Raw genomic sequence first — 20,897 nt, 5'->3', positions numbered from 1 at the left:
TTTCCTCTCATCAAAATCAATGCACAGAACGTCGCAGCCATTTTTGCATAAAACCTTTAATTCCGCTCAATGTACCAGATTGCGGAGCCTGCGGCATTGCTGCAAATCGGTGCGCCAGATTCAATACATCTCTGGAAGCCGCACATCCCGGAAAGGCAACCCAAAAAGGTACTTGCCTTTTGACTGCCTGCATGACATGAGTATCATCACTGATATGTCCAAGCAACGGGATATCGATCTCCAAAAAGCGTCTCGCAACAAGTGCAATCTTATCGGCAACTTGACGGGCCTCATTATCGTTATCGGCACGATTGACTATAATTTTGAATACCGTATCCTTTTGCAACCCGCTCACGACTTTGATTAGCGCATAGGCATCTGTTAAGGATGTCGGTTCCGGCGTGGTTACAACAATACATTCATCAGCTGAAGTGATAAATTTAAGGTTTTCTTTGGACAAGCCCGCACCGGTATCAAACAAAATATAATCCATATTTGCCGCCATTTTCTCCACTTCATCGGCAAAATAATTCAGGTCATCATCTGATAGCGAAAACAGCTCACTCAAGCCCGATCCTCCGGCAATATAAGGCAGACCACCTACACCTGTTTGAATAATTTCATCAATTGATTTTTCACGTTTCAGCAGGTGAAGAAGGTTGTATTGTGAATTAGCCCCCATCAGCACATCAATGTTGGCCATACCAATATCAGCGTCAAATACAAGTACTCTTCGACCAAGGGATTGCAGGGCCAGAGCAAAGTTGAGCGTGAAATTGGATTTGCCTACCCCGCCTTTACCACTGGTAACCGTTACAATTTTCGCTTGGCGATCACGTGGGGGCAATCGGAATTTATCCAAGGCTGAAACCATTTGTCTAAGTGATTGGGCTTGGTCACTCATATAGAATCTCCGTTATCTCCTGATGATGCTTTAGTTCCGAGTAGCATACTTGTCACCATTTCTGCATCTGGATGAAGAAGATCGTCAGGAACATTTTGTCCGTTAGTGATATAGGCCAGTTGCATCGGAAAATGATGCAATAGATTAAACACTCCACCACAGCTACCTGTCTCATCCATCTTCGTAAATACTACTTTACCAAGACCGAATTTACTGAAATGACCGGTAATATTGAGCATGTCCTTGCTTTTGGACGTCAGACTGAGCACCAGATACGTCTCACTTTCCTTAATAGGTGAAAGCAGACTTTGCAGTTCTGAAACAAGCAATTCATTACGATAGTTTCGTCCTGCAGTATCCATAAGGATCAGGTCACAATGCTCCAGACGCTGAATGGCTCTGTGAACATCCCCGGGAGATTGCACAACCTCAAGCGGTACATTCAAAATCGTAGCATATGTACGCAGCTGCTCGACGGCTGAAATACGATATGTGTCAGAGGTAATAAATCCAACCTTGCGATGATGCTTAAACAACTGCTCCGCCGCCAGCTTGGCAATGGTCGTCGTTTTTCCCACCCCCGTAGGGCCTGCCACATACACAATTTTGGTATCTTTTGAGATGCCTTTGTCCAGTCTGGTCCGAATAAATTCGGTCACTTCTTCACGAAGGGCTTGTTCCCAATCAAAGGACTCCGGAGCTAAAGGGTATTCACTACGACGCTCATAAACTCGTTCGAGCCAATACTCCAGCAGATCACGTTCCACTTCCTGTTCCAACAATCGCTCACAAATTTCTTGCAATGGCTCCGGCCAAGTACTTTCCAGCGAAGAGTTGCGGGAAAAGCGAGTCATCATAGCTTTCATTTCCCGTAATTCATTGAGCAAAGCCTGATTTTCCGCAGCTCCGCTCTTGTCTGGAACCCTTGTTTCGATTGGTTGCTTTAATAGCTCATGGAGTTGAGCAGTTGTTTCCCGATTATAATCAGACTCGGTTGATGAATGGTCTGTGGCTGATGCAGTTTGTTCTGAGCCAGCTGTTAAATCACCCATTTCCTCTCTAGGACTGCCCGTCATCTGCGTAACCCGTCGGTAAGCTTCTGGAGCGGCTTGTCTGGGAACCACAGGCGCGGATGGCACCTCCGGCTGCTCAGGTTCCTTCATTATAGAAAAAGGCTGTTGTCGTGGTGTTCCCATCCGCTGAGGCTTTTGAGGCTGCTTCTCCTCTACCGCAGCGACCACTTCGATTTTCTTTTTGCTGAACATTCCCATAAAGCCGCCGACCTTGACTTCCTTCGTGCTTAAAATGACGGCATCCGTTCCTAAGTCACCCCTGATTTGCAGCATGGCTTCCGGCATGGTATCCACTACATATCGTTTCACTCTCATAAGTTCACCACCCCGACACTTTGAATTTCAACGTTCGGCTCCAGTTCACTATACGACAGCACCGGGACATCCTGCATTGTCCGTTCCATCACTTGCCGCAAATACATACGGATTGTCGGTGACGTTAATACGATCGGCTGCTGTCCGGATTGAATGAGACGATTGATTTGCTCCATCATCTTCTGGTACACGGTTTGCGTTGACACCGGATCAAGAGCTAAATAGCTTCCTTGCTCCGACTGTTGCACACTTTCGGCAATTTTCTTCTCTAGTCCCGGTCCTACGGTAATGACACGCAGCGTCTCCCCTTGCTGAGCAAACTGCTGTGTAATCTGACGGGACAACGCCTGACGTACATATTCAGTCAGCACATCGGGATCTTTTGTATAAGTACCGTAATCAGCCAGCGTTTCGAAAATAGTCACCATATCGCGTATGGAAATTTTTTCCTTTAACAACTTGGCCAATACTTTTTGTACATCTCCAATTGCCAGCACGGAAGGAATAAGATCGTCCACCAGCACTGGATAATTTTCCTTAAGATTGTCGACCAACGACCGTGTTTCCTGTCTGCCAAGCAACTCATGAGCATGTTTCTTGATCGTTTCCGTTAGGTGAGTAGCTACGACTGAAGGTGGATCAACAACGGTATAGCCTGATAGTTCCGCAACATCCTTGGTGTTTTCATCTATCCAGAGCGCAGGCAATCCGAAGGCCGGTTCCGTGGTTTCAATACCAGTAATGGAATCGTCGTCATATCCCGGGCTCATAGCGAGATAATGGTTCAACAGCAGTTCTCCGCCGCCTACCGTATTGCCTTTAATTTTAATTACATATTCGTTCGGCTTAAGCTGAATATTATCCCGTATACGAATGACCGGTACAACCAAACCCAGCTCCAAGGCGCATTGACGGCGGATCATGATAATCCGATCCAGTAAATCCCCGCCCTGCTGTGTATCAGCCAGCGGAATCAGCCCGTACCCGAACTCAAATTCAATCGGATCAACTTGAAGCAAATTAATGACACTTTCCGGACTACGTACCTCTTCAATTTGTTGCTCCTCTTCCAGTTGTTCATCCGCTATTTGCTTGCGTTCCATATTGCCCTGCATCCTGCGGGCCGCGAAAAATAGCAGAACGGCCAGTGGAAGGGTTGTAATAATATGAATTGGCGTAAAGAAGCCCAATAATGCAATCGTAGCAGCTACAATGTAGATCAGCTTGGGATATGAAAAGAGCTGCCCGGTTAAATCCTCTGCCAAGTTTCCATCCGACGTAGCTCGCGTAACAATCAAACCTGACGCTGTGGATATGAGCAGTGCAGGAATCTGGCTAACCAGTCCGTCACCGATGGTAAGAACAGAATAAGTCGACAGTGCCTCTTGAAATCCCTTCCCCTGAACGGCTATACCAATTATAAAACCGCCCACCAGGTTAATGATCAAAATGATAATACTGGCGATAGCGTCACCTTTAACGAATTTACTCGCACCATCCATCGCTCCGTAAAAATCCGCTTCACGTTCGATTTTACTGCGTCGTTCACGGGCTTGCTGCTCGTTGATCAGACCTGCATTCAGATCAGCATCAATACTCATTTGTTTACCCGGCATCGCATCCAATGTAAACCGTGCGCCTACCTCAGCAACCCGCTCAGAGCCCTTGGTGATAACGATAAACTGCACAACCACGAGAATCAGGAAGACTACAAAACCGACTGCAATTTGTCCCCCTGCAATCCAGCTACCGAACGTAGCCACGACTTCCCCTGCATGTCCCTCACCTAAAATGAGTTTGGTCGTGGAAATGTTAAGCGCCAAACGAAACAACGTGGTGATAAGCAGCAATGAAGGAAAAATAGAGAATTGCAAAGCTTCCTTCGTGTTCATAGAAACAAGTAGAATCATCAAAGCAATTGATATATTGATGACGAGTAAAATATCTAGCAGCCATGAAGGGATCGGGAGAATCATCATAAGAACGATGCCGATGACGCCTGCAAGGACAGTTATTTCTTTTATTTTCACGGGTCTCTAGGCCTCCGATCCCTTTATTTCACTTTTCCTTTTAATTTATATACATACGCCAGCACTTCGGCAACGGCCTGAAACAGGTCAGCTGGTATCGCGTCCCCGATTTCAGCCCTTTGAAACAGCGCCCGCGCCAGCGGCTTATTTTCCATCGTTATAACGCCGTTTTGCTTGGCAATTTCCTTAATTCGGAGTGCTACGTAATCTTGCCCTTTCGCAATAATCTGAGGGGCTTCCATCTCCGAACCGTCATATTTCAAAGCCACAGCAAAGTGCGTAGGGTTGGTGATGATGACATCTGCATTGGGAACTTCCTGCATCATACGCTGCATGGCCATGCGGCGCTGCCGTTCGCGGATTTTCCCTTTGATCAGCGGGTCACCCTCCATTTTCTTGTACTCATCTTTGATGTCCTGTTTGGACATCCTCAGGTTTTTCTCATGTTCATAGCGTTGATACATATAATCCAATACCGCTAAAATGAACAGCACCACACCAATTTTAAGCCCCAGTTCCATCGTTAATGAAGCCGTAAAGCTTAACATTTGATCGCCGGACATTTCAGCCAGTTTGGGAAGGTCGGCCTTTGTTTTCCAGAGTACGCTATACACGAGATAACCAATCACGGTCATCTTTAAAACAGACTTCAGGAATTCGACCAATGACCTCATGGAAAAAATGTTTTTGAATCCTTTAATCGGATCAATCTTACTAAACTTGGGCGTGATGCCCTCTCCGGTTAATAAAAAACCGATCTGCATGTAATTCGCCGCTATCCCGATGACAATAGCCCCAATAAAAATAGGAGTCAGCATAATTATGATTTGCACGCCATACTCACCCATCATCAGAAGCGTCGTGTTTGGTGTTACCTCCATAGTGAGGCGATTCATAAATATATCCCGAAACAAGCGGACCGCATGATCCTTAAAATACCCGCCGAAAATCATAAGGCAAAAAAACGTAATCAGCAGGACACCAGAGGCGGGCAACTCCATGCTTTTGGCAACCTGGCCTTTTTGTCTTGCATCTTGCTTCTTTTTGGGTGTAGCTTTTTCCGTTTTTTCCCCTGAGAACAACTGCAGGTTCATAGCATATTTAAATGACAAACTACGTTCCTCCAAACCAGACATTAAGGACGGTTGCCCATAATATCCAACAAGTTGCGCATGGATTCGAACATCACAGAAAATAATTTTTCGAAAATAAAAGCAAAACTTGGCATGAGAAGCAGTAACATGAACAGTCCCACAATAATTTTAAGCGGTACACCAATGACGAAAATATTAAACTGAGGGGCTGTTTTTGCTAAAAAGCCGAGTCCCACATCCGTCAGAAAGGTAGCTACTACAATGGGAGCAGCAATTTGAAAGGCCAGCATAAATGATTCCGCAAAAGAACGTATCAGGAATTCAGTTACACTGCCACCATACAGTTTCACAAAAAAATCATTTGTCAGCGGTACCCAATCATAGCTATATAAGATTGCATTTAGCAGGTGATGGTGCCCATTTATACTTAAAAAGAACAATACAGCGATGGCAAACTTGAAATTCCCCGTTAAAGGCGTTGATGCCCCTGTCATGGGATCAAACACGCTGGCCATCCCGAAACCCACCTGTAGATCAATAAATGAACCTGCGGTCTGGATCGCTGTTATGAACAAATATGCAGTAAACCCCAACAACAACCCAATTAGCACTTCACGACCTACTAACAGCACATACGCTACATCGGTCGGTACCTGTTGATGTGTACCGTAGGTAAGATACACAATCAAAGCCAGAAATCCTGAAATTCCAACTTTAAAGATATTAGGTACTCCTCGGGTTGAAAAGATAGGCGCTACTACAAAAAACGAGGCAATCCGACAAAAAATCAGCAAAAAAACAGGAAAACTCTGTAACACTATATTCATAGCTTTCAGCCTAACCTATATATTTGTACAAATTGTCCAGAATGTTATACGTAAAGTCCACTAAAGTGGTCAATATCCAGGGTCCGAACAAAAGCAACGCCAGCAATACGGCGACAATCTTCGGAACAAAGGCCAGTGTCTGCTCCTGAATTTGGGTTGTCGCCTGAAAAATGCTGATAATCAAACCCACGACTAGCCCCAAAATCAGCATCGGAGCGCTCACCTTGAGTACAATGTACACCGCTTGTCCAGCCAGGGAAATAATAAACTCCGAAGTCATTGCCGTCCTCCTTGATTGCTGTCCTTGCAGGAAATATTCATGTGTTAAAACTTAGAAGCAATGATTTGACGACCAAATACCAACCATCTACAAGCACAAACAGCAGTATTTTAAAAGGAAGTGAAATCATTACCGGTGGTAGCATCATCATCCCCATAGCCATGAGTGTACTCGACACTACAATGTCTATCACTAAAAATGGTATGAAAATCATAAACCCCATCTGAAATGCCGTTTTCAACTCGCTGATTGCATAAGCCGGAACCATCACCGTTAATGGAATTTCCTGATAATTTTTTGGCTTTTCCATCTTGGTGTATTTCATAAAAAGCAGTAAATCCTTCTCACGTGTATGAGAGAACATAAAAGTCTTGATCGGTACCGATGCCTTGTCCAGAGCCTGAGACTGTGTTATATCCCCCTTGAGATAAGGCTGAAGCGCAGTTTCGTTCATCGCCGAAAACGTTGGTGCCATAATGAATAAAGTGAGAAACAAAGCCAGTCCGACAAGCACCTGATTGGGTGGCATCTGCTGTGTTCCCAGCGAGGTTCGCACAAAGCCAAGCACAATCACAATTCGTGTAAAACTTGTCATAAGCACAAGTAATGCTGGCGCTACACTAATGACCGTTATAAGTAAAATAATAGACAGCGAGGTGGCACCGGGCTGTCCTTTGTCCGAATTGCCGACTTGAATATCAATGTTCGGAATCGGTTCTGCAGAGGCCGCCGTCACCGAAATGAAGCTAAACAAGACAAGCAGCAAACATGCTAGTATAATCTTTTTTCTCATGAATCTCCCGACCGATCTGTAGTATTCTCCTCATTGCGCAGCTTTTCAAGTTTTTCCTTGCGATTCGGCATCTGCCGAAGCTTGGATTCAAACATCTCGTGAAACGATGTTTCTTCTTCAGACTGCTGCTGTGCCGCGTTGTTCCGGCGAAGCTTATCCGCAATTTTAGCGAACAGCGGGGCAATTGGGCCGCGCTGCAGAGAAGCTTCCTGCTCCAGTGCGGCCAAAATTTGCTCCACTTCTTCAGGATCGGATACTTTGTCAACAAGCCGGATATCTTCTCCCACACCAATGAGGTACACACTGCTACCAACTTCAACAAGCTGAAGGGATTTATTGGGGCCCAGCCCCACGCCTCCCAGTATGCGAACGGAGCGGTTGCTGAACCAGCTCTGATTTCTTTTACTCAAAAACCGTATCAAGTACACGATCAGTACGATGATCAAGATTAGCACGAAAAGGACCCAGGCGATGTTGCCTATATTGCTGGATGTACTCAATGCGTCAGAGGCACCCTGTTTTGTATCCATACCGGGTGCGCCTTAGACACCCAGTGTTTTGTTAATGGCTTCGATAACCCGATCCGATTGGAAAGGCTTAACGATAAAATCTTTTGCGCCAGCTTGAATAGCATCAATAACCATCGCCTGTTGTCCCATCGCAGAACACATAATAACCTTTGCGTTGGCATCAATTTGTTTGATTTCCTTCAGAGCGGCAATGCCGTCCATTTCGGGCATCGTAATATCCATCGTAATCAGGTCCGGACGAAGCTCCTTAAATTTCTCAATCGCCTGTGATCCGTCCTGGGCCTCTCCTACTACTTCAAATCCATTTTTGGACAGGATGTCCCGAATCATCATTCTCATAAATGCAGCATCGTCCACGATCAAAATACGGTTTGCCATCTGAAATAAATCCTCCCTAAATTATGCTATTATTGTAATTTTTGAATACGGTCCCATTGGCTTACAATATCTGTTACACGCACGCCAAAGTTCTCGTCAATCACGACAACCTCGCCCTTAGCAATCAGTTTGTTGTTAACTAGGATGTCGACCGGCTCCCCGGCAAGTTTGTCCAGTTCAATAATTGAACCTTGTGAGAGCTCCAGAATATCTTTAATTTGCTTTTGGGTCCTTCCTAATTCTACGGTGACTCTAAGGGGAATGTCCATCAATAAATTTAAATTGTTTTCATCCACTTGCGCAAATGCACCAGACTGCAAGTTAGAAAATTGTACAGGCTGCACATTTACATTACGTCCCGGTATTGCACCATAGTGATGAGGTGTCCCATAAGGAGCTTGCGGTGGTACACCAGCTGGCATTCCATAACCCGGTGATCCATAGCCTGGAGTCCCTGGCTGTCCATATCCCGGGTCTTGAGGATATGTCGGCGGCTGCTGTCCGTAACCTGTATTTTGCGGCGTCTGAGCGGCTACTGGCGGCTGCTGCGGAGCCTGAGCTTGTTGCGGCACTTCTGCAGCCGCTGCTGCAGCTGCTTGCTGTGCTGAGGCTGGCGGCTGCTCGTCGTCCTCTCCGCCATTCATCAGGATGCTTACCATCTTTTTGGCGAAGTTTACAGGTAACAGCTGCATCAGTGTAGAGTCAATAAGTTCCCCAATCAATAAACGGAAGGATACTGTAATAAGTGTCTCTTCATCTGGCAAGCTGGATACTCCATCTCCATGCATCGGGTCTAAAATATCAATCCCCGGTGGAGAGATATTTACAAAACGGTTAAACATGGTAGACATCGAGGTTGCTGACGAGCCCATCATCTGGTTCATCGCTTCCTGCACGGCACTGATATGAATTTCGTTTAATTCTTCATCTGCCGGGTTTCCTTCACCACCAAGCATTAAGTCCGCAATAACCTGCGCATCGCGCTTCTTGATTACGAGCGAGTTAATACCTTCAAATCCATCGACGTAATTCACATGTACTGCTACGTGCGGCTTTGGAAATGCCGTTTCAAATTCAGAACGGGTAATAATTGAAACCTTTGGTGTCGTAATATCCACCTTTTGACCGAGCAGTGTGGAAAGAGCCGTCGCTGCGCTACCGAACGTTATATTACCGATTTCCCCAAGAGCATCCTGCTCCAGAGGAGTCAGAAAATCGTCAACGGTCTTGTTGGCGGGAGTAGAATCCGTCCCCGCTTCAGACTGTTTCAGCAAGGCATCAATTTCCTCCTGGGACAAATAGTCTTTACTCGTCAATTTCTTCAACTCCTTCGTTGACAATTTCATCAATTTGTACGGCAACACGATCTCTTACCATGCCGGGACTTCCCATAAACTTCAATTTCTCGCCTATCCGGATGGACAGTCCTTCCTTAACAGGTTTGTTCAATGAAATGACATCCCCTACCGAAAGGCCAAGAAACTCAGCCACATTTATCCGGGATTCACCTAACTCAGCAATAATAGGAAGTTCTGCTTTGGTGACCCGTAATCTCAAGGCGTCAATCTCTTCAGGCGCCCTTGATTTCTTTTCGGATGTAAACCACTGGTGCGTGGACAGTCTGGCCATAATGGGCTCCAATACCACATGCGGGATACAGAGGTTAATCATCCCCGTGGTATCACCAATTTTGGTGCTGAGCGAAATCAGAGCAATCGTTTCATTCGGCGAAACAATCTGCATAAACTGTGGATTGGTTTCCATCGCCTCCAGACGCGGTTCAATGTCCAGTACCGTTTTCCAGGCCTCTTGCAGGCTGTCAAAGGTACGACTGAAAATCCGCTCCATGATTGTCGTCTCGATTTCTGTCAACGCGGTAACCTTGGACGGTGCCGAGCCTGTTCCTCCGAGAAGCCTGTCCAACATGGCATAAGCTACATTCGGGTGAACCTCAAGCACCATTCGGCCTTCCAGTGGTTCAGCTTCAAAAATGTTCAGAATGGTCATTTTCGGAATGGAGCGAATGAATTCATCATAAGGAAGCTGCTCCACCTGAACGACATTAATTTGGACAAATGTACGGAGCTGTGCTGAAAAATAAGTGGTCAGATACCGCGCAAAATTTTCGTGTATCCGCGTCAGACTCCGTATATGATCCTTGGAAAAACGAAGCGCCCTTTTAAAATCATAAGCGCGAACTTTCTTTTGGGTATCTTCCTTTTTAAGTTCTTCCGCATCCATTTCACCGGACGAAAGAGCTGCTAAAAGGGCATCAATTTCCCCTTGTGACAGTACATCCACCAATGTTATTCACCCCCTTACGTGTCCTGACAAGTTCACCTGGAATCAAATGGATGCCAGCAAAAAGTCTGTAATTTTGGCGTTCCCCAGGTGACCTTCAGGGAGCGACTTGTTGATGAGATCCGTCAGCCTGTCACTGAATTGGCTACGGCCTTTAGCCGTTCTGAGCTCATCAGGTTTGGTGTCTGCAAGTAATTGAATAACGATAGGCTTAATACTAATGTCTTTGATTTTTTCAAAAGCTTCTTTTGCTTTGGCATCGTTCAATTGGAAAGAAAGATTCATCTGTACAATGTAATCGGCGTCCGCTAAATTTGTTTTGATGCCGGTAATTTCAGAACTCACTTCTACCAGTTCATCTGCTGATAATCTTGGAAGCTGTTCTGCTTGAGCAGCTTGCGCATTCGGAGTGACTTCCGACTTCTTCCCGCTAAGCGCTGGTACAAGTACAAAGGCCGCGCCTGCAATCAAAGTAATCGCGAGTAAAATTGTAATGAGCCATGGCAGCATCTTCTTCATTCGTCTTCCTCCATTTGTTGCACTTTTATCGTGGCGGCATGGATGCCGATTTCACGGCTGTAACCCTTAATTAAGGAGACGACATCTGCCGCTTTTTCCAATACAATCAACCGTTTCCCCGTCACCAAAGTGACGTATGTATCCGGCGTTTCCTCCACAGTCTCAATGAGCAGCGCATTAAGCCACATAGGCGAGCCGTTCAGCCGCGTCAACGGGATCATCGTAACACCAACCTCCTGATAGGTGCGGAGGAGCCTCTACTCCTCCGCGTTTAAATGAGATTATCGTTTCAAGTTTACAACTTCCTGAAGCACTTCATCCGAAGTCGTAATGATACGTGAGTTCGCCTGGAAGCCACGCTGCGCTACGATCATTTCGGTAAATTCGCCGGTCAGATCAACGTTGGACATCTCCAGCTGACCAGAGATGATAGCTCCCAAGCCATCAGCGTTCGCTACTCCTGGCTCTATAGCATCAATGTTGGAGTTCACTGTTGTACGGTACAAGCTTCCTCCGATTTTTTCTAAGCCTTCTGGGTTCGTGACTCTGGCTAATCCGATTTGTGTGCCATTATCAACTGTTCCGTCTTGTAATTGCTGTACAATCGTACCGTCCTGTTGAACAGAGAACGAAGCAACATTGTCAGCAAGTGTAATTGGAGTTCCGCCTGTGTCTGTTACGAAAAATCCATCGGAGGTCACCAGATTTCGGTTCGCATCCACGTGGAAGTCACCCGCACGAGTCAGGTAAGGGACTTCCTGCGCATCATTCATTTTGACCAAGAAAAATCCGTCACCGTTAATCCGCATATCTGTCGGATTATTAGTGGTCATTGCGCTACCTGGAAGATGTAATGTATCAATGGAGCTAACTGATACTCCCAAACCTACCTGCTTGGCATTTTGTCCTGCAGTTGTTGTTGCGTCTGGTGCGCTTGCTCCTGAACTTGTCTGGCTCAAAATGTCTTTGAACATCACCCGGCTGGACTTAAAGCCTGTAGTATTTACGTTGGCAATGTTGTTACCGATAACGTCCAGCTTCGTTTGAAAGCCCTTCATGCCCGATACACCTGAATACATTGATCTCAACATTGAGTATAAATCCTCCTCTGATTGGTTGCTTAGTTGACCGCATCAGTCGATCCGCGGCTTTTTCATGGCTTTCCTATTCGGGCCAGCCACTTCGTGTACATTTTTTATGAAATAATTACGGCACTATCTATTTGCGTAAATACGTTATCCTCCATGGATTGCTTGTCCATCGCGGTAACAACAGTTCGATTAGGCACACTTACAATCAAAGCCATATCCTGCATTAAAATCAATGATTCCTTAGCACCTTTGGCAGCTGCTTTATCGACAGCTGAGTTAATCTTTGCCATCTGGTCACTTCTCAACTCTATTCCTCGCTGCTCCAACCGCTTGGCTGCATGGTTGCTCAGCTTCAGAACCTGTTCCTGCAGCACCTGATCGAATGGTTTTGCATCCTTCGGCACTGAATTTGTTCGGTTTTGCGGTATCGCTGCTGGAGGAACGTTGGCTGGAAAAAGACGTCCAACCGTTATCCTGTCATTCATGAGTTCTCACCGCTTCCAGTAGAGGAAGATGGTGTAGTATCTGACGTTTCTGTTGCGGGAGCCGTTGAGTTAGCCTGGCTTACCGATGTAACATCTTTTAATGCTACCTCGGACGCTCCCATTTTGGCATACTGCACACCGTCGCGAATAACGATGGAATCTACGATTCCACTTTTCGTTGTACCTGCAGCTGTTTCACCCGTCAGAGGATCTTTTTTACCTGCCTCAATCCAGCTGACTTCCTTACCTATCAATCCGGAGGCTGTACCCAAAGACTGTCCCAATGCATTCAACTGCGTAGAAATGTTCATCAGTTGCTCCACCGAAGAAAACTGGGCCATTTGAGCGATAAATTCTTTATCCTCCAAAGGCTGCATCGGGTCCTGATTTTGCAGCTGAGTGATCAAAATTTTTAAAAATTGATCCTTCCCCATCGTTTTGGTATCCTTGGCACTTGCTGTTTTGACATTATTGACATTGTAATTCGGCCAGACGTTACTGGTGGATACATTGTTGTCTGTAGTCGTCATTGTGTTCTCACCTCCATCATTACGCTTGCGCTGTAAAGGAACCTGCCCGATTCACCTCATCTGCGCGTTGTTCAGCTGTCCAACTGCGCAGCTCTTCTGCCATTTCGGCTACCTTCAATGCGTCCTCGTTCTCTTCTCTGCCTTGAGCTTTGGAACGCTGGTTGGATTGCTGTTGTTGATTAGCACTAGAGCCGCGGCCATCCTGATACATATGGGAGGAAAGTGATTCATTATGTGTTACTTCCACCTTATCCACCTGGATACCTTGGCTTTGCAAGCTGGCACGTAGTTGCGACATTTGCTGTTCCAGCAAATCTTTCGCTCCGCTATGCTCGGTCATGAACTGGGCAACCAGATGACCGTTCTGCATCGTCAGCTTAACTTCCAGCTGACCGAGATGATCTGGACGAAGCATGATCGTCGCTTCCGTCACGCCGGAATGCTTTACAATATCAAGCTTCTGCACTACAAATTCAGTCATTTCCTTGGCAAATTGCCGTACATGTACCACGGGTTGAGCCGGAGCCGAAGGGGTTGTTCCTTGTGTCTGTACCGAAAGCTGTCCTGCAGTCGTGATCACTGGAGTCTGATTGTCAGTTGCTGCCGGATCCACTTGCTCAGTTGCGTCTACGATTGTACTGGCTTCATCCGTTGCAGTCGCTTTAACTGCAGCTTGAACATGAAGATTAGTTGATGAACGCTGTCCTTCTGAGCCTTGTTGACTTGTTCCACCTTGACTCGCTTGCTGCTCAGGAGCAACAACCTGTTTGTCTGTAGAAGCTGTAGTTAATGTCTGAGTACCATTAGTCCGATTTGCAGGAGGTTGAGCCGCTTGTGAATCTCCACCATCAGCAAGTTCCACAGCCTTCATCACACCACTCCACTGCTCATCGGAAATAGTTCCTGTACCAGCCGTCACGCTTTGAAGCGATTGTAGCAGCTGTGTCACCTGGGACCTCTGTTCTCCCGAAGCCTGTTCTGCTACATTAGCAAGCTGTGACAAAGCGTCCTGCAATGCAAATTGAAGAGTAGCCGGATTAGCTGCCAAAGCTGTTAAGCCTGCTGGCTCTGTCGATTCTCCACCATCTGTCTGTTGATTTGTTCCGCCGCCTTGCAAAAACTGCTGAACTTGCTGAATCCACGATTGCAGAGCTGCAAGCAGAGCAGGATCAGCAGCTACCTGATCATCCAACTTAGCAAGTTTTTGCAGCAAAGGAGCCAATGTTTCGACAAGCGGCTCGGTTGGAGCTTCCGCAGATTCTCCAGCCGCAATAAGTGGAAGTACCATAACTAATGGAGAACCGTTAGCATCAGTCCCAGCTGAGCCCGTTTGCCCGCCTGTCATCATTTGCGTAAGTGTTTGATTAAAAGCACCGTTTGTCGCTCCTGCAGCTGCTGTATTCGTTGTTGATGCTGACGTCGTGCCACTCGCTGTCTGACTGGAAGCAAGAGATACGCTTTGAGAAATAAGGGTCATTTATTTTTCACCTCCCTTCATTGACATTACTTGCTGCCCATCAGCTTGTTCAAAATTTTTGCGGTTTGGCCCGCATCCTTGGCAGACATATTTTGCAGTAAAGAAGCACGTGTTGAATCATCTACTGTATTTAATATGTTTAGTGCCTTGTCCGGACTGATTTTGTAAGTTTGTAAAATAAGTTCAGCACCGCTTTTCTTGTCCATGGAAGCAAATGTGCTGCTGATTTGCGTGCTTTGCAAGCTTTTACTTGTCGTCCCCGCTGTGCTACCTTGATCCTTTTTCAGACGGGACTGCAACGCAGCTACTGACAAATCCGTAGATGGCGTTACATTTTTCAGTGCCATGGTAATATCGGCTGCCTTTTTGGCATCCATCTTTTGCAGGATTTTCGCACTGTTTGCAGGATCCATGTAGCTTAACAGTTGTACAGTTTCTTCCGTAGTCAGGTTTTCCATAATCGGTGCTGCCTTGCTTGCTGTCATTCCTTCATACATGGAAGCAAGATCCTTCGCCTGCTTTACATATGGATCTTCATTCGCTGTTCCGCTAGCAGTAGTGCCTGCGGCTTGCGTACCTGTCTGTCCCTGTTGACCGGTCTGCGACTGTTGTGATTGTTGCGTTTGCATCGTATTGACTTGATTCTGTAGCTCTGTAACCTTTTTATCCTGGGCCGTTTTGGCAGCGGATGCCTTTTTAAGCTCCTCTGTCTGTTTGGCCAAATCTTCCTTTAACTGCTGAATGGTTGCTTCAGAACTTTCAGACTGGGCCTTCTGATCTGCCTCTTTCGTCTGAGCAGTCTTATCTTTCGATTCAGGAAGCCAATTTTTTACGATTGGAATCTTGTTCCCCAATGAAATCATTTCGCTTCTGAAATCCATATTGAACAGTGTAAGCAGGACCCCGACCAGAACGATTGTGAAAACAATCGGGATCAGGAAAAACATAAACCGTTCAAATCCCCCGCCTGATTCTTTTTCTAAATCCATATCCAGTTCATTTTCTGCTAACTTCTGTGCCATCGTCTTCCTCCTCAGGCAGCTGATATGCGTATCCTATGACTTTCCGCTTACCGGGCTTTCATGGCAAATCGCACGGAAGCCATTTCATCCAGCTCGTTCTGCTCGCGCAGGAGCATTTCCTGTTGGAATTTCACGTTGGCCTTCTCTCTCGCTTTCAGCCAAACCTGTTCATCCAGCATTTTATCGGTCAAAACGGTTTGTTTGCTTTGCACATTTTGCTGCGCATATTGAACGTCTTTATGCTTGCGTGTAATACATTGGTCCAGATGATTAACATAAGCTTGTAATTCCTGAATGGTAGAGAGTGGCGCACATTCCTCGGCAGCCTTTAGAATGGCTGATATGACCCGATTCCTTTCGCCAACAAGCTGTAACAATGTCTGCTCTTCAGCCTGCAATTGTCCAACAGCATTGGAAAGCATCCATTCGGCCTGTGACTTTTCGTTCGTTTTCAAGTCTACAACTTTCTGAAAGGAATACTGAAATCTCATCGTTCAACCTTCATCTCCTCGTAAATTCAGAAATCAAACGTTCCCGTACCTCGTCCAGCTCAGTCTTTTCATCTGTTCTTTGTCTTGTAAAGTCCCATATATCCCGTATGCGCTCCAAGGATTCGTCAATTTCTGCATTTGACCCCTGCTGATAGGCCCCGATATTGATCAGGTCCTCCGAATCCTTGTAAATGGCCATCAAGCGCTTAATGTTCTCGGCAGCTTCGATCTGATCACGCGGTGAGATGTCCTTCATGACCCGACTAATGCTCGCTAACACATCAATTGCGGGAAAATGCCCTTTGTTCGCAATCCCCCGGTTCAATACAATGTGACCATCCAAAATTCCGCGCACCGCATCCGCGATGGGCTCGTTCATGTCGTCACCATCGACCAGCACTGTATAGAAGGCAGTTATGGAGCCAGTAGGCCCCGTTCCTGCACGTTCCAGCAGCTTTGGCAAACTAGCAAACACGGAAGGAGTGTATCCTCTCATTGCCGGCGGCTCCCCTATGGCCAGTCCTACTTCACGCTGAGCCATGGCATACCGGGTAACGGAGTCCATCATCAGCATGACGTTCAACCCGCGATCCCGAAAGTACTCTGCGATCGTCGTCGCGATGAGTGCACCCTTAATGCGAATCAACGCAGGTTGGTCGGAAGTGGCCACAATGACTACAGAACGTTCGAGCCCCTCTGGGCCTAAATCCCGTTCGATAAAGTCCAGCACCTCGCGTCCACGTTCTCCGATCAGCGCAATTACGTTGACATCGGCTTCGGTATTACGTGCAATCATGCCCATGAGGGTACTCTTGCCTACGCCAGATCCTGCAAAAATACCAACCCGTTGCCCTTTACCAATGGTTAGCAATCCATCGATAGCCCGCACTCCGATACTGATCGGTTCCTGCACACGCGGACGATTCAGAGGATTGGAAGGAATATTGAAGGTCGAATATCTCGCCATTCTCGAGGGGATCAACGAGCCATCCAAGGGCTGACCCAAACCGTCCAGTACTTTGCCTAGCAGCTCTGATCCTACCTGCACGTTGAGTGGTTTCCCAGTTCCTACGACATCACAACCCGGACCAATGGATTGCAGTTCTCCCAGCGGCATCAGAAGCACCTTGTTGTCTCTGAAGCCGACAACCTCCGCTTGCAGCGGCTTGGCCGTTTTACCCGGATAAATGTAACAAACATCCCCGATGCTGGCGTCTGGACCTTCTGATTCCACCATCAAACCGATAACCTGTGTGACCTTACCGTTTACCCGAACCGGGTCCAGCTGTCGCAAATGATCCATGTAGCGCTGCGCATTAAGCCCCTTCATGTCTTCGCTCCTCATTCTCATGTGCCAGACGCAATAGTTCTTTTTTAATCTCCGCTAATTGCGTATCAATCCTTGCATCCACGCTTCCAAAGGAAGAGCGGATGACACAACCGCGATCTTTCACAGTACCATCAGGAATAATTTGCAGTTCTGCCTGCGAATCAATAGTTAATGACAGTTCTTCGCGCGCGCCTTGCACAAATGCGAAATGCTGAGGTGACACACACAACGTGATTGTTCCTTTTTCCCGCTTGCGAGCCAAATTTTTGCGAATTAGCTCAATCGTATATTCCGGCTCAATACTAAGCTGCTTTTCAATGACTTTTTCAGCAATAGCACTACTCAGTTCGACCAAAAACGGCTCAGCTTCCTGAATTAGTTGCTCTTTAATCTCATAGGCCTGACGCAGAATTTCCTGTGCTTCTTCCATCATTTGCTCCGATTTTGTCTGGAGCTCGGCCTCAGCCAGCTTCTGACCTTCTTCATAGCCTTGCTGGAATCCGTCGGCTTTTAACGACTGGGTTAACTGATCGTCATTTTCACGTCGTTCCTGCCACCAGTCTTCAATCTGCTGCTGTGCTTCCTGAAGTATCCGTTCTGCTTCTTCAGCTGCCTCACGAACCTGGCGTTCGGCAAAATCTTTGGCATCTTTCAGCATTTCATCCCGGAGCCGTTCAGCCTCATGATCTCTTTGAGGCTCCGGCTCCATATATTCCGTTGTGACTTCTTCATCCGTCGTTTCTGGCGCATACGTATGTGCCACGTCAATCGTTTTCAAAGCCTCTACAGGCACATATTGGAAAGATTTGATCAAGTTAGACAATGATGTCATCTCCTCCGCCGCGTGCGATTATAATCTCACCGGCCTCTTCCAATCTGCGGATCGTCGATACGATACGTGTTTGTGCTTCTTCCACATCACGCAGCCGCACCGGTCCCATGTACTCCATTTCCTCTTTGAAGGTCTCTGCCATACGTTTCGACATATTTCGGAAAATCACATCGCGTACTTCTTCACTGGATACTTTAAGCGCCAACTGCAAATCCGAGTTGTCGATATCGCGGATAATACGTTGAATGGAACGGTTGTCCACATTGACGATATCCTCGAATACGAACATTCTTTTCTTGATTTCCTCGGCCAGTTCAGGGTCCTGAATCTCTAGCGAGTCGAGAATTGTACGTTCGGTTCCTCGGTCTACGCCATTCAAAATCTGAACTATGGACTCGATACCGCCTGCATTCGTGTAGTCCTGCGTTGCGGTTGCTGACAGCTTTTGCTCCAGCACACGTTCTACTTGTGAAATAACTTCCGGAGATGTGCTGTCCATGACAGCGACACGCCGGGCCACATCTGCTTGCTTTTCCTGTGGCAGAGACGACAGAATCGCCGCTGCCTGTTCGAATTGCAAGTACGAAAGCACGAGAGCAATCGTTTGTGGATTTTCATTTTGTATAAAATTCAAAATCTGGTTCGGATCAGCCTTGCGGGCAAAATCAAATGGTCTCACCTGTAATGTGGCCGTCAGACGGTTAATGACTTCAACCGCTTTTTGCGATCCGAGTGCTTTTTCCAATATTTCTTTCGCGTAATTGATACCGCCTTGGGAAATGTACTCCTGAGCCAGACAAATTTGATGAAACTCGGCCATAATGGAGTCTTTTTCAATGGCATCGACCTTCCGCACATTGGCAATTTCCAATGTAAGTTGCTCGATCTCCTCATCACGCAAATGTTTGAATATTTGGGCAGATACTTCTGGCCCCATTGTGATCAGAAGAATAGCCGCTTTCTGTCTTCCTGTTAAACCTTGACTGCTTGCCTTTGCCAATGAACTCACCTCTATTCGTCAGCCAGCCATGTACGAAGCAGATTGACGAATTCGTCGGGTTTCTTTTTCGCCAGACTTTCAAGCTGTTTACGCACTTGACTTTCATTTGTCACACTTTCCATGGTAATGGACGGGAACTCCGTCGGTGTTGGCATGAGTTCCAAATCTTCCTCCAGATCGTCTTCCTGTTTACGACGACCGCGCACGATCAGGAAGATTACACCCGCCAACAATGCCAGAACTGCAGCTCCGATACCCCATATCCAAGGATTGGAAGCCGAGAAGAATGTGTTGGTGCTGGCTGGCGCCGGGACAGTTTGAGAGAAAACTGAAACCTTTTTGGCCAAATCAGCGTCTGTAAAGGTAGTACCGGAATTCGCCAACGACGCTCTTACAATATTAACCAAAATATTTTGAATTGCTGTCTGGGTTGCAGTATCCAACGTTTGTTGTCCTGTTGGTGGTTCAACCGCTACATTAATGGTTAAATCTTTTACAACGTACGGACTTTGGATAATATCCTTCGCAATTCGGTTAACTTCGTAGTTAATTGTACTTGAGCTCTTATCTGAGCTAGTGTTGCCGGAATTGGCTCCTCCAGGGTAGCCAGGAACATCCTGCGTTCCTGTTCCTGCAACTCCTCCGGTTTGTCCACTGCTGCCCGTATAGCTTTCCTGAATTTGTTGAGCACTGATTTCAATGCCCTTCATTTTCTCTTGGTCAACAGGTGTGACCATTTGTTCCTTGGATGTTACTTTGTCGAAATTCAGCTGGGACATGACCAGTACATTGACTTTGTCTTCCCCAACAATTTTCGACAAAAATTGTTGAACATTACTCCTTACATCGCTCTCAAACTTCTTCTGTAGAGCCATGTTTTCCTGAACACCACTCGTGAGTCCTCCTTGGCCGCCCTTGGCTGTTGGAATCAACTCATATTCTTTATTGGTGATCGTAATGTTCTCCACTGGCAAATTCGGCACAGCCGTTTTCACCAGATTAAAGTATCCATCAATAGCTTGTTGATTTGGCGTAAAGCCAGGTTCGAACTCCATTTGCACTGAAGCAGAAGCTTTATCCTTCTCTTCAAGTCCGGCAAAAATATTTTCCTTCGGCATATTAATGACAACCTTGGAGCTTTGGACACCATCCATCCGTTCCAACAGCTGCTGTACTTCACCATTCAATGCGTTGTTATACTTCACATTGAACTCGTTTTCCGTCATGCCAATTGCCGAGGAAGACTGGTCAAAAGTGCTCATGCCGATTGAACCCTTTTGAATTAGGCCTTGAGACCCAACGTCTACCTTTGCCTTATCCGCATTTGCGGTCGGGACTGAGATTTGCGTCCCACCAGCGTTGAGCTGATACGGTATACCCGCCGAATCGAGATATTTAATGACTCCGGCAGCATCGTTTGCATTTAAGTCCCGGAAAGCCACTTCATACTCAGTTTTGGTAAACTGCATCGTTAGCACTACAATTGCAATAATGATGAATGCTAATGTCGAAACAAGTAGTATCTTCTGTTTTTTGCTAAAATTATTCCAATACCCGGAAATTTTATCCCGATATTGGGCGATTCTCTCGTTCAC

The 20,897-nt window shown here is 46.5% G+C and carries 23 protein-coding genes; all 23 read right to left on the bottom strand.

What is annotated here, in order from left to right; genetic code table 11:
• Positions 1–16: 16 nt before the first annotated feature.
• A complete protein-coding gene (locus LCF57_RS02765) occupies positions 17–904 on the bottom strand; it encodes a MinD/ParA family protein (RefSeq protein ID WP_225999340.1) in 888 nt (295 codons plus the stop codon).
• Entirely contained in the window at positions 901–2,292 is a 1,392-nt protein-coding gene (flhF, locus tag LCF57_RS02760) for a flagellar biosynthesis protein FlhF (RefSeq protein ID WP_225999339.1), read from the bottom strand. Before flhF ends, LCF57_RS02765 begins: the two co-directional genes overlap by 4 nt.
• Positions 2,289–4,322: a flagellar biosynthesis protein FlhA gene (gene flhA / locus LCF57_RS02755; RefSeq protein ID WP_225999338.1), complete on the bottom strand. Its 2,034-nt coding sequence runs from the start codon at positions 4,320–4,322 to the stop codon at positions 2,289–2,291. The genes flhF and flhA overlap by 4 nt, the downstream gene beginning before the upstream one ends.
• A 23-nt stretch (positions 4,323–4,345) precedes the next feature.
• Complete coding sequence (flhB, locus tag LCF57_RS02750) at positions 4,346–5,458, bottom strand: flagellar biosynthesis protein FlhB (RefSeq protein ID WP_225999337.1); 1,113 nt, start codon at positions 5,456–5,458, stop codon at positions 4,346–4,348.
• Positions 5,458–6,243, bottom strand: coding sequence for a flagellar biosynthetic protein FliR (gene fliR / locus LCF57_RS02745; protein ID WP_225999336.1), 786 nt, complete (start codon positions 6,241–6,243; stop codon positions 5,458–5,460). The genes flhB and fliR overlap by 1 nt, the downstream gene beginning before the upstream one ends.
• A gap of 10 nt (positions 6,244–6,253) precedes the next feature.
• Positions 6,254–6,523, bottom strand: a complete 270-nt coding sequence (gene fliQ, locus LCF57_RS02740) for a flagellar biosynthesis protein FliQ (protein ID WP_007430038.1) — start codon at positions 6,521–6,523, stop codon at positions 6,254–6,256.
• Positions 6,524–6,560: 37 nt separating this feature from the next.
• On the bottom strand, positions 6,561–7,316 hold the full coding sequence (gene fliP / locus LCF57_RS02735) for a flagellar type III secretion system pore protein FliP (protein ID WP_025719813.1): 756 nt from the start codon (positions 7,314–7,316) through the stop codon (positions 6,561–6,563).
• Positions 7,313–7,846 carry a flagellar biosynthetic protein FliO gene (locus tag LCF57_RS02730; protein WP_025719811.1) on the bottom strand — a complete coding sequence of 178 codons (534 nt, stop codon included), beginning with the start codon at positions 7,844–7,846 and terminating at the stop codon, positions 7,313–7,315. The genes fliP and LCF57_RS02730 overlap by 4 nt, the downstream gene beginning before the upstream one ends.
• A gap of 12 nt (positions 7,847–7,858) precedes the next feature.
• Positions 7,859–8,224 carry a response regulator gene (locus tag LCF57_RS02725; protein ID WP_010346372.1) on the bottom strand — a complete coding sequence of 122 codons (366 nt, stop codon included), beginning with the start codon at positions 8,222–8,224 and terminating at the stop codon, positions 7,859–7,861.
• A 29-nt stretch (positions 8,225–8,253) separates the two neighbouring features.
• Positions 8,254–9,540 carry a flagellar motor switch phosphatase FliY gene (gene fliY / locus LCF57_RS02720; RefSeq protein WP_225999554.1) on the bottom strand — a complete coding sequence of 429 codons (1,287 nt, stop codon included), beginning with the start codon at positions 9,538–9,540 and terminating at the stop codon, positions 8,254–8,256.
• Entirely contained in the window at positions 9,530–10,528 is a 999-nt protein-coding gene (gene fliM, locus LCF57_RS02715; protein ID WP_225999335.1) for a flagellar motor switch protein FliM, read from the bottom strand. Before fliM ends, fliY begins: the two co-directional genes overlap by 11 nt.
• Positions 10,529–10,570: 42 nt before the next feature.
• Positions 10,571–11,044, bottom strand: coding sequence for a flagellar basal body-associated FliL family protein (locus LCF57_RS02710; RefSeq protein WP_025718486.1), 474 nt, complete (start codon positions 11,042–11,044; stop codon positions 10,571–10,573).
• Complete coding sequence (locus LCF57_RS02705) at positions 11,041–11,265, bottom strand: flagellar FlbD family protein (RefSeq protein ID WP_014281086.1); 225 nt, start codon at positions 11,263–11,265, stop codon at positions 11,041–11,043. Before LCF57_RS02705 ends, LCF57_RS02710 begins: the two co-directional genes overlap by 4 nt.
• A gap of 60 nt (positions 11,266–11,325) precedes the next feature.
• Positions 11,326–12,135, bottom strand: a complete 810-nt coding sequence (gene flgG, locus LCF57_RS02700; protein WP_225999334.1) for a flagellar basal body rod protein FlgG — start codon at positions 12,133–12,135, stop codon at positions 11,326–11,328.
• Between the two features lie 104 nt (positions 12,136–12,239).
• Positions 12,240–12,620: a TIGR02530 family flagellar biosynthesis protein gene (locus LCF57_RS02695; RefSeq protein WP_225999333.1), complete on the bottom strand. Its 381-nt coding sequence runs from the start codon at positions 12,618–12,620 to the stop codon at positions 12,240–12,242.
• Positions 12,617–13,150 (bottom strand): flagellar hook capping FlgD N-terminal domain-containing protein, encoded by a 534-nt coding sequence (locus LCF57_RS02690; protein WP_225999332.1) that lies wholly within the window; start codon positions 13,148–13,150, stop codon positions 12,617–12,619. Before LCF57_RS02690 ends, LCF57_RS02695 begins: the two co-directional genes overlap by 4 nt.
• 19 nt (positions 13,151–13,169) lie before the next feature.
• Positions 13,170–14,627 (bottom strand): flagellar hook-length control protein FliK, encoded by a 1,458-nt coding sequence (locus LCF57_RS02685; RefSeq protein ID WP_225999331.1) that lies wholly within the window; start codon positions 14,625–14,627, stop codon positions 13,170–13,172.
• Between the two features lie 26 nt (positions 14,628–14,653).
• Positions 14,654–15,649: a magnesium transporter MgtE N-terminal domain-containing protein gene (locus LCF57_RS02680; RefSeq protein ID WP_225999330.1), complete on the bottom strand. Its 996-nt coding sequence runs from the start codon at positions 15,647–15,649 to the stop codon at positions 14,654–14,656.
• Between the two features lie 47 nt (positions 15,650–15,696).
• Positions 15,697–16,140, bottom strand: a complete 444-nt coding sequence (gene fliJ / locus LCF57_RS02675) for a flagellar export protein FliJ (protein WP_025718480.1) — start codon at positions 16,138–16,140, stop codon at positions 15,697–15,699.
• A 10-nt stretch (positions 16,141–16,150) separates the two neighbouring features.
• Positions 16,151–17,470: a flagellar protein export ATPase FliI gene (fliI, locus tag LCF57_RS02670; protein WP_152381337.1), complete on the bottom strand. Its 1,320-nt coding sequence runs from the start codon at positions 17,468–17,470 to the stop codon at positions 16,151–16,153.
• Positions 17,457–18,293, bottom strand: a complete 837-nt coding sequence (locus tag LCF57_RS02665; RefSeq protein WP_225999329.1) for a FliH/SctL family protein — start codon at positions 18,291–18,293, stop codon at positions 17,457–17,459. Before LCF57_RS02665 ends, fliI begins: the two co-directional genes overlap by 14 nt.
• Positions 18,286–19,302, bottom strand: a complete 1,017-nt coding sequence (fliG, locus tag LCF57_RS02660) for a flagellar motor switch protein FliG (protein WP_025718476.1) — start codon at positions 19,300–19,302, stop codon at positions 18,286–18,288. The genes LCF57_RS02665 and fliG overlap by 8 nt, the downstream gene beginning before the upstream one ends.
• A gap of 11 nt (positions 19,303–19,313) precedes the next feature.
• Positions 19,314–20,897: a flagellar basal-body MS-ring/collar protein FliF gene (gene fliF, locus LCF57_RS02655; RefSeq protein ID WP_225999328.1), complete on the bottom strand. Its 1,584-nt coding sequence runs from the start codon at positions 20,895–20,897 to the stop codon at positions 19,314–19,316.

It is taken from the genome of Paenibacillus sp. BJ-4 (assembly GCF_020404765.1).
Classification (GTDB): domain Bacteria; phylum Bacillota; class Bacilli; order Paenibacillales; family Paenibacillaceae; genus Paenibacillus.
Note: the sequence above shows the minus strand (reverse complement) of the source record. Positions and strands in the feature narration are given on the sequence as shown.

Excerpts from the sequence above, each read along its gene's own strand:
- LCF57_RS02765 (WP_225999340.1), bottom strand. The coding sequence starts at position 904 with ATGAGTGACCAAGCCCAATCACTTAGACAAATGGTTTCAGCCTTGGAT.
- flhF (WP_225999339.1), bottom strand. The coding sequence starts at position 2,292 with ATGAGAGTGAAACGATATGTAGTGGATACCATGCCGGAAGCCATGCTG.
- flhB (WP_225999337.1), bottom strand. The coding sequence starts at position 5,458 with ATGTCTGGTTTGGAGGAACGTAGTTTGTCATTTAAATATGCTATGAAC.
- fliR (WP_225999336.1), bottom strand. The coding sequence starts at position 6,243 with ATGAATATAGTGTTACAGAGTTTTCCTGTTTTTTTGCTGATTTTTTGT.
- fliQ (WP_007430038.1), bottom strand. The coding sequence starts at position 6,523 with ATGACTTCGGAGTTTATTATTTCCCTGGCTGGACAAGCGGTGTACATT.
- fliP (WP_025719813.1), bottom strand. The coding sequence starts at position 7,316 with ATGAGAAAAAAGATTATACTAGCATGTTTGCTGCTTGTCTTGTTTAGC.
- LCF57_RS02730 (WP_025719811.1), bottom strand. The coding sequence starts at position 7,846 with ATGGATACAAAACAGGGTGCCTCTGACGCATTGAGTACATCCAGCAAT.
- LCF57_RS02725 (WP_010346372.1), bottom strand. The coding sequence starts at position 8,224 with ATGGCAAACCGTATTTTGATCGTGGACGATGCTGCATTTATGAGAATG.
- LCF57_RS02710 (WP_025718486.1), bottom strand. The coding sequence starts at position 11,044 with ATGAAGAAGATGCTGCCATGGCTCATTACAATTTTACTCGCGATTACT.
- LCF57_RS02705 (WP_014281086.1), bottom strand. The coding sequence starts at position 11,265 with ATGATCCCGTTGACGCGGCTGAACGGCTCGCCTATGTGGCTTAATGCG.
- flgG (WP_225999334.1), bottom strand. The coding sequence starts at position 12,135 with ATGTTGAGATCAATGTATTCAGGTGTATCGGGCATGAAGGGCTTTCAA.
- LCF57_RS02695 (WP_225999333.1), bottom strand. The coding sequence starts at position 12,620 with ATGAATGACAGGATAACGGTTGGACGTCTTTTTCCAGCCAACGTTCCT.
- LCF57_RS02690 (WP_225999332.1), bottom strand. The coding sequence starts at position 13,150 with ATGACGACTACAGACAACAATGTATCCACCAGTAACGTCTGGCCGAAT.
- LCF57_RS02685 (WP_225999331.1), bottom strand. The coding sequence starts at position 14,627 with ATGACCCTTATTTCTCAAAGCGTATCTCTTGCTTCCAGTCAGACAGCG.
- LCF57_RS02680 (WP_225999330.1), bottom strand. The coding sequence starts at position 15,649 with ATGGCACAGAAGTTAGCAGAAAATGAACTGGATATGGATTTAGAAAAA.
- fliJ (WP_025718480.1), bottom strand. The coding sequence starts at position 16,140 with ATGAGATTTCAGTATTCCTTTCAGAAAGTTGTAGACTTGAAAACGAAC.
- fliI (WP_152381337.1), bottom strand. The coding sequence starts at position 17,470 with ATGAAGGGGCTTAATGCGCAGCGCTACATGGATCATTTGCGACAGCTG.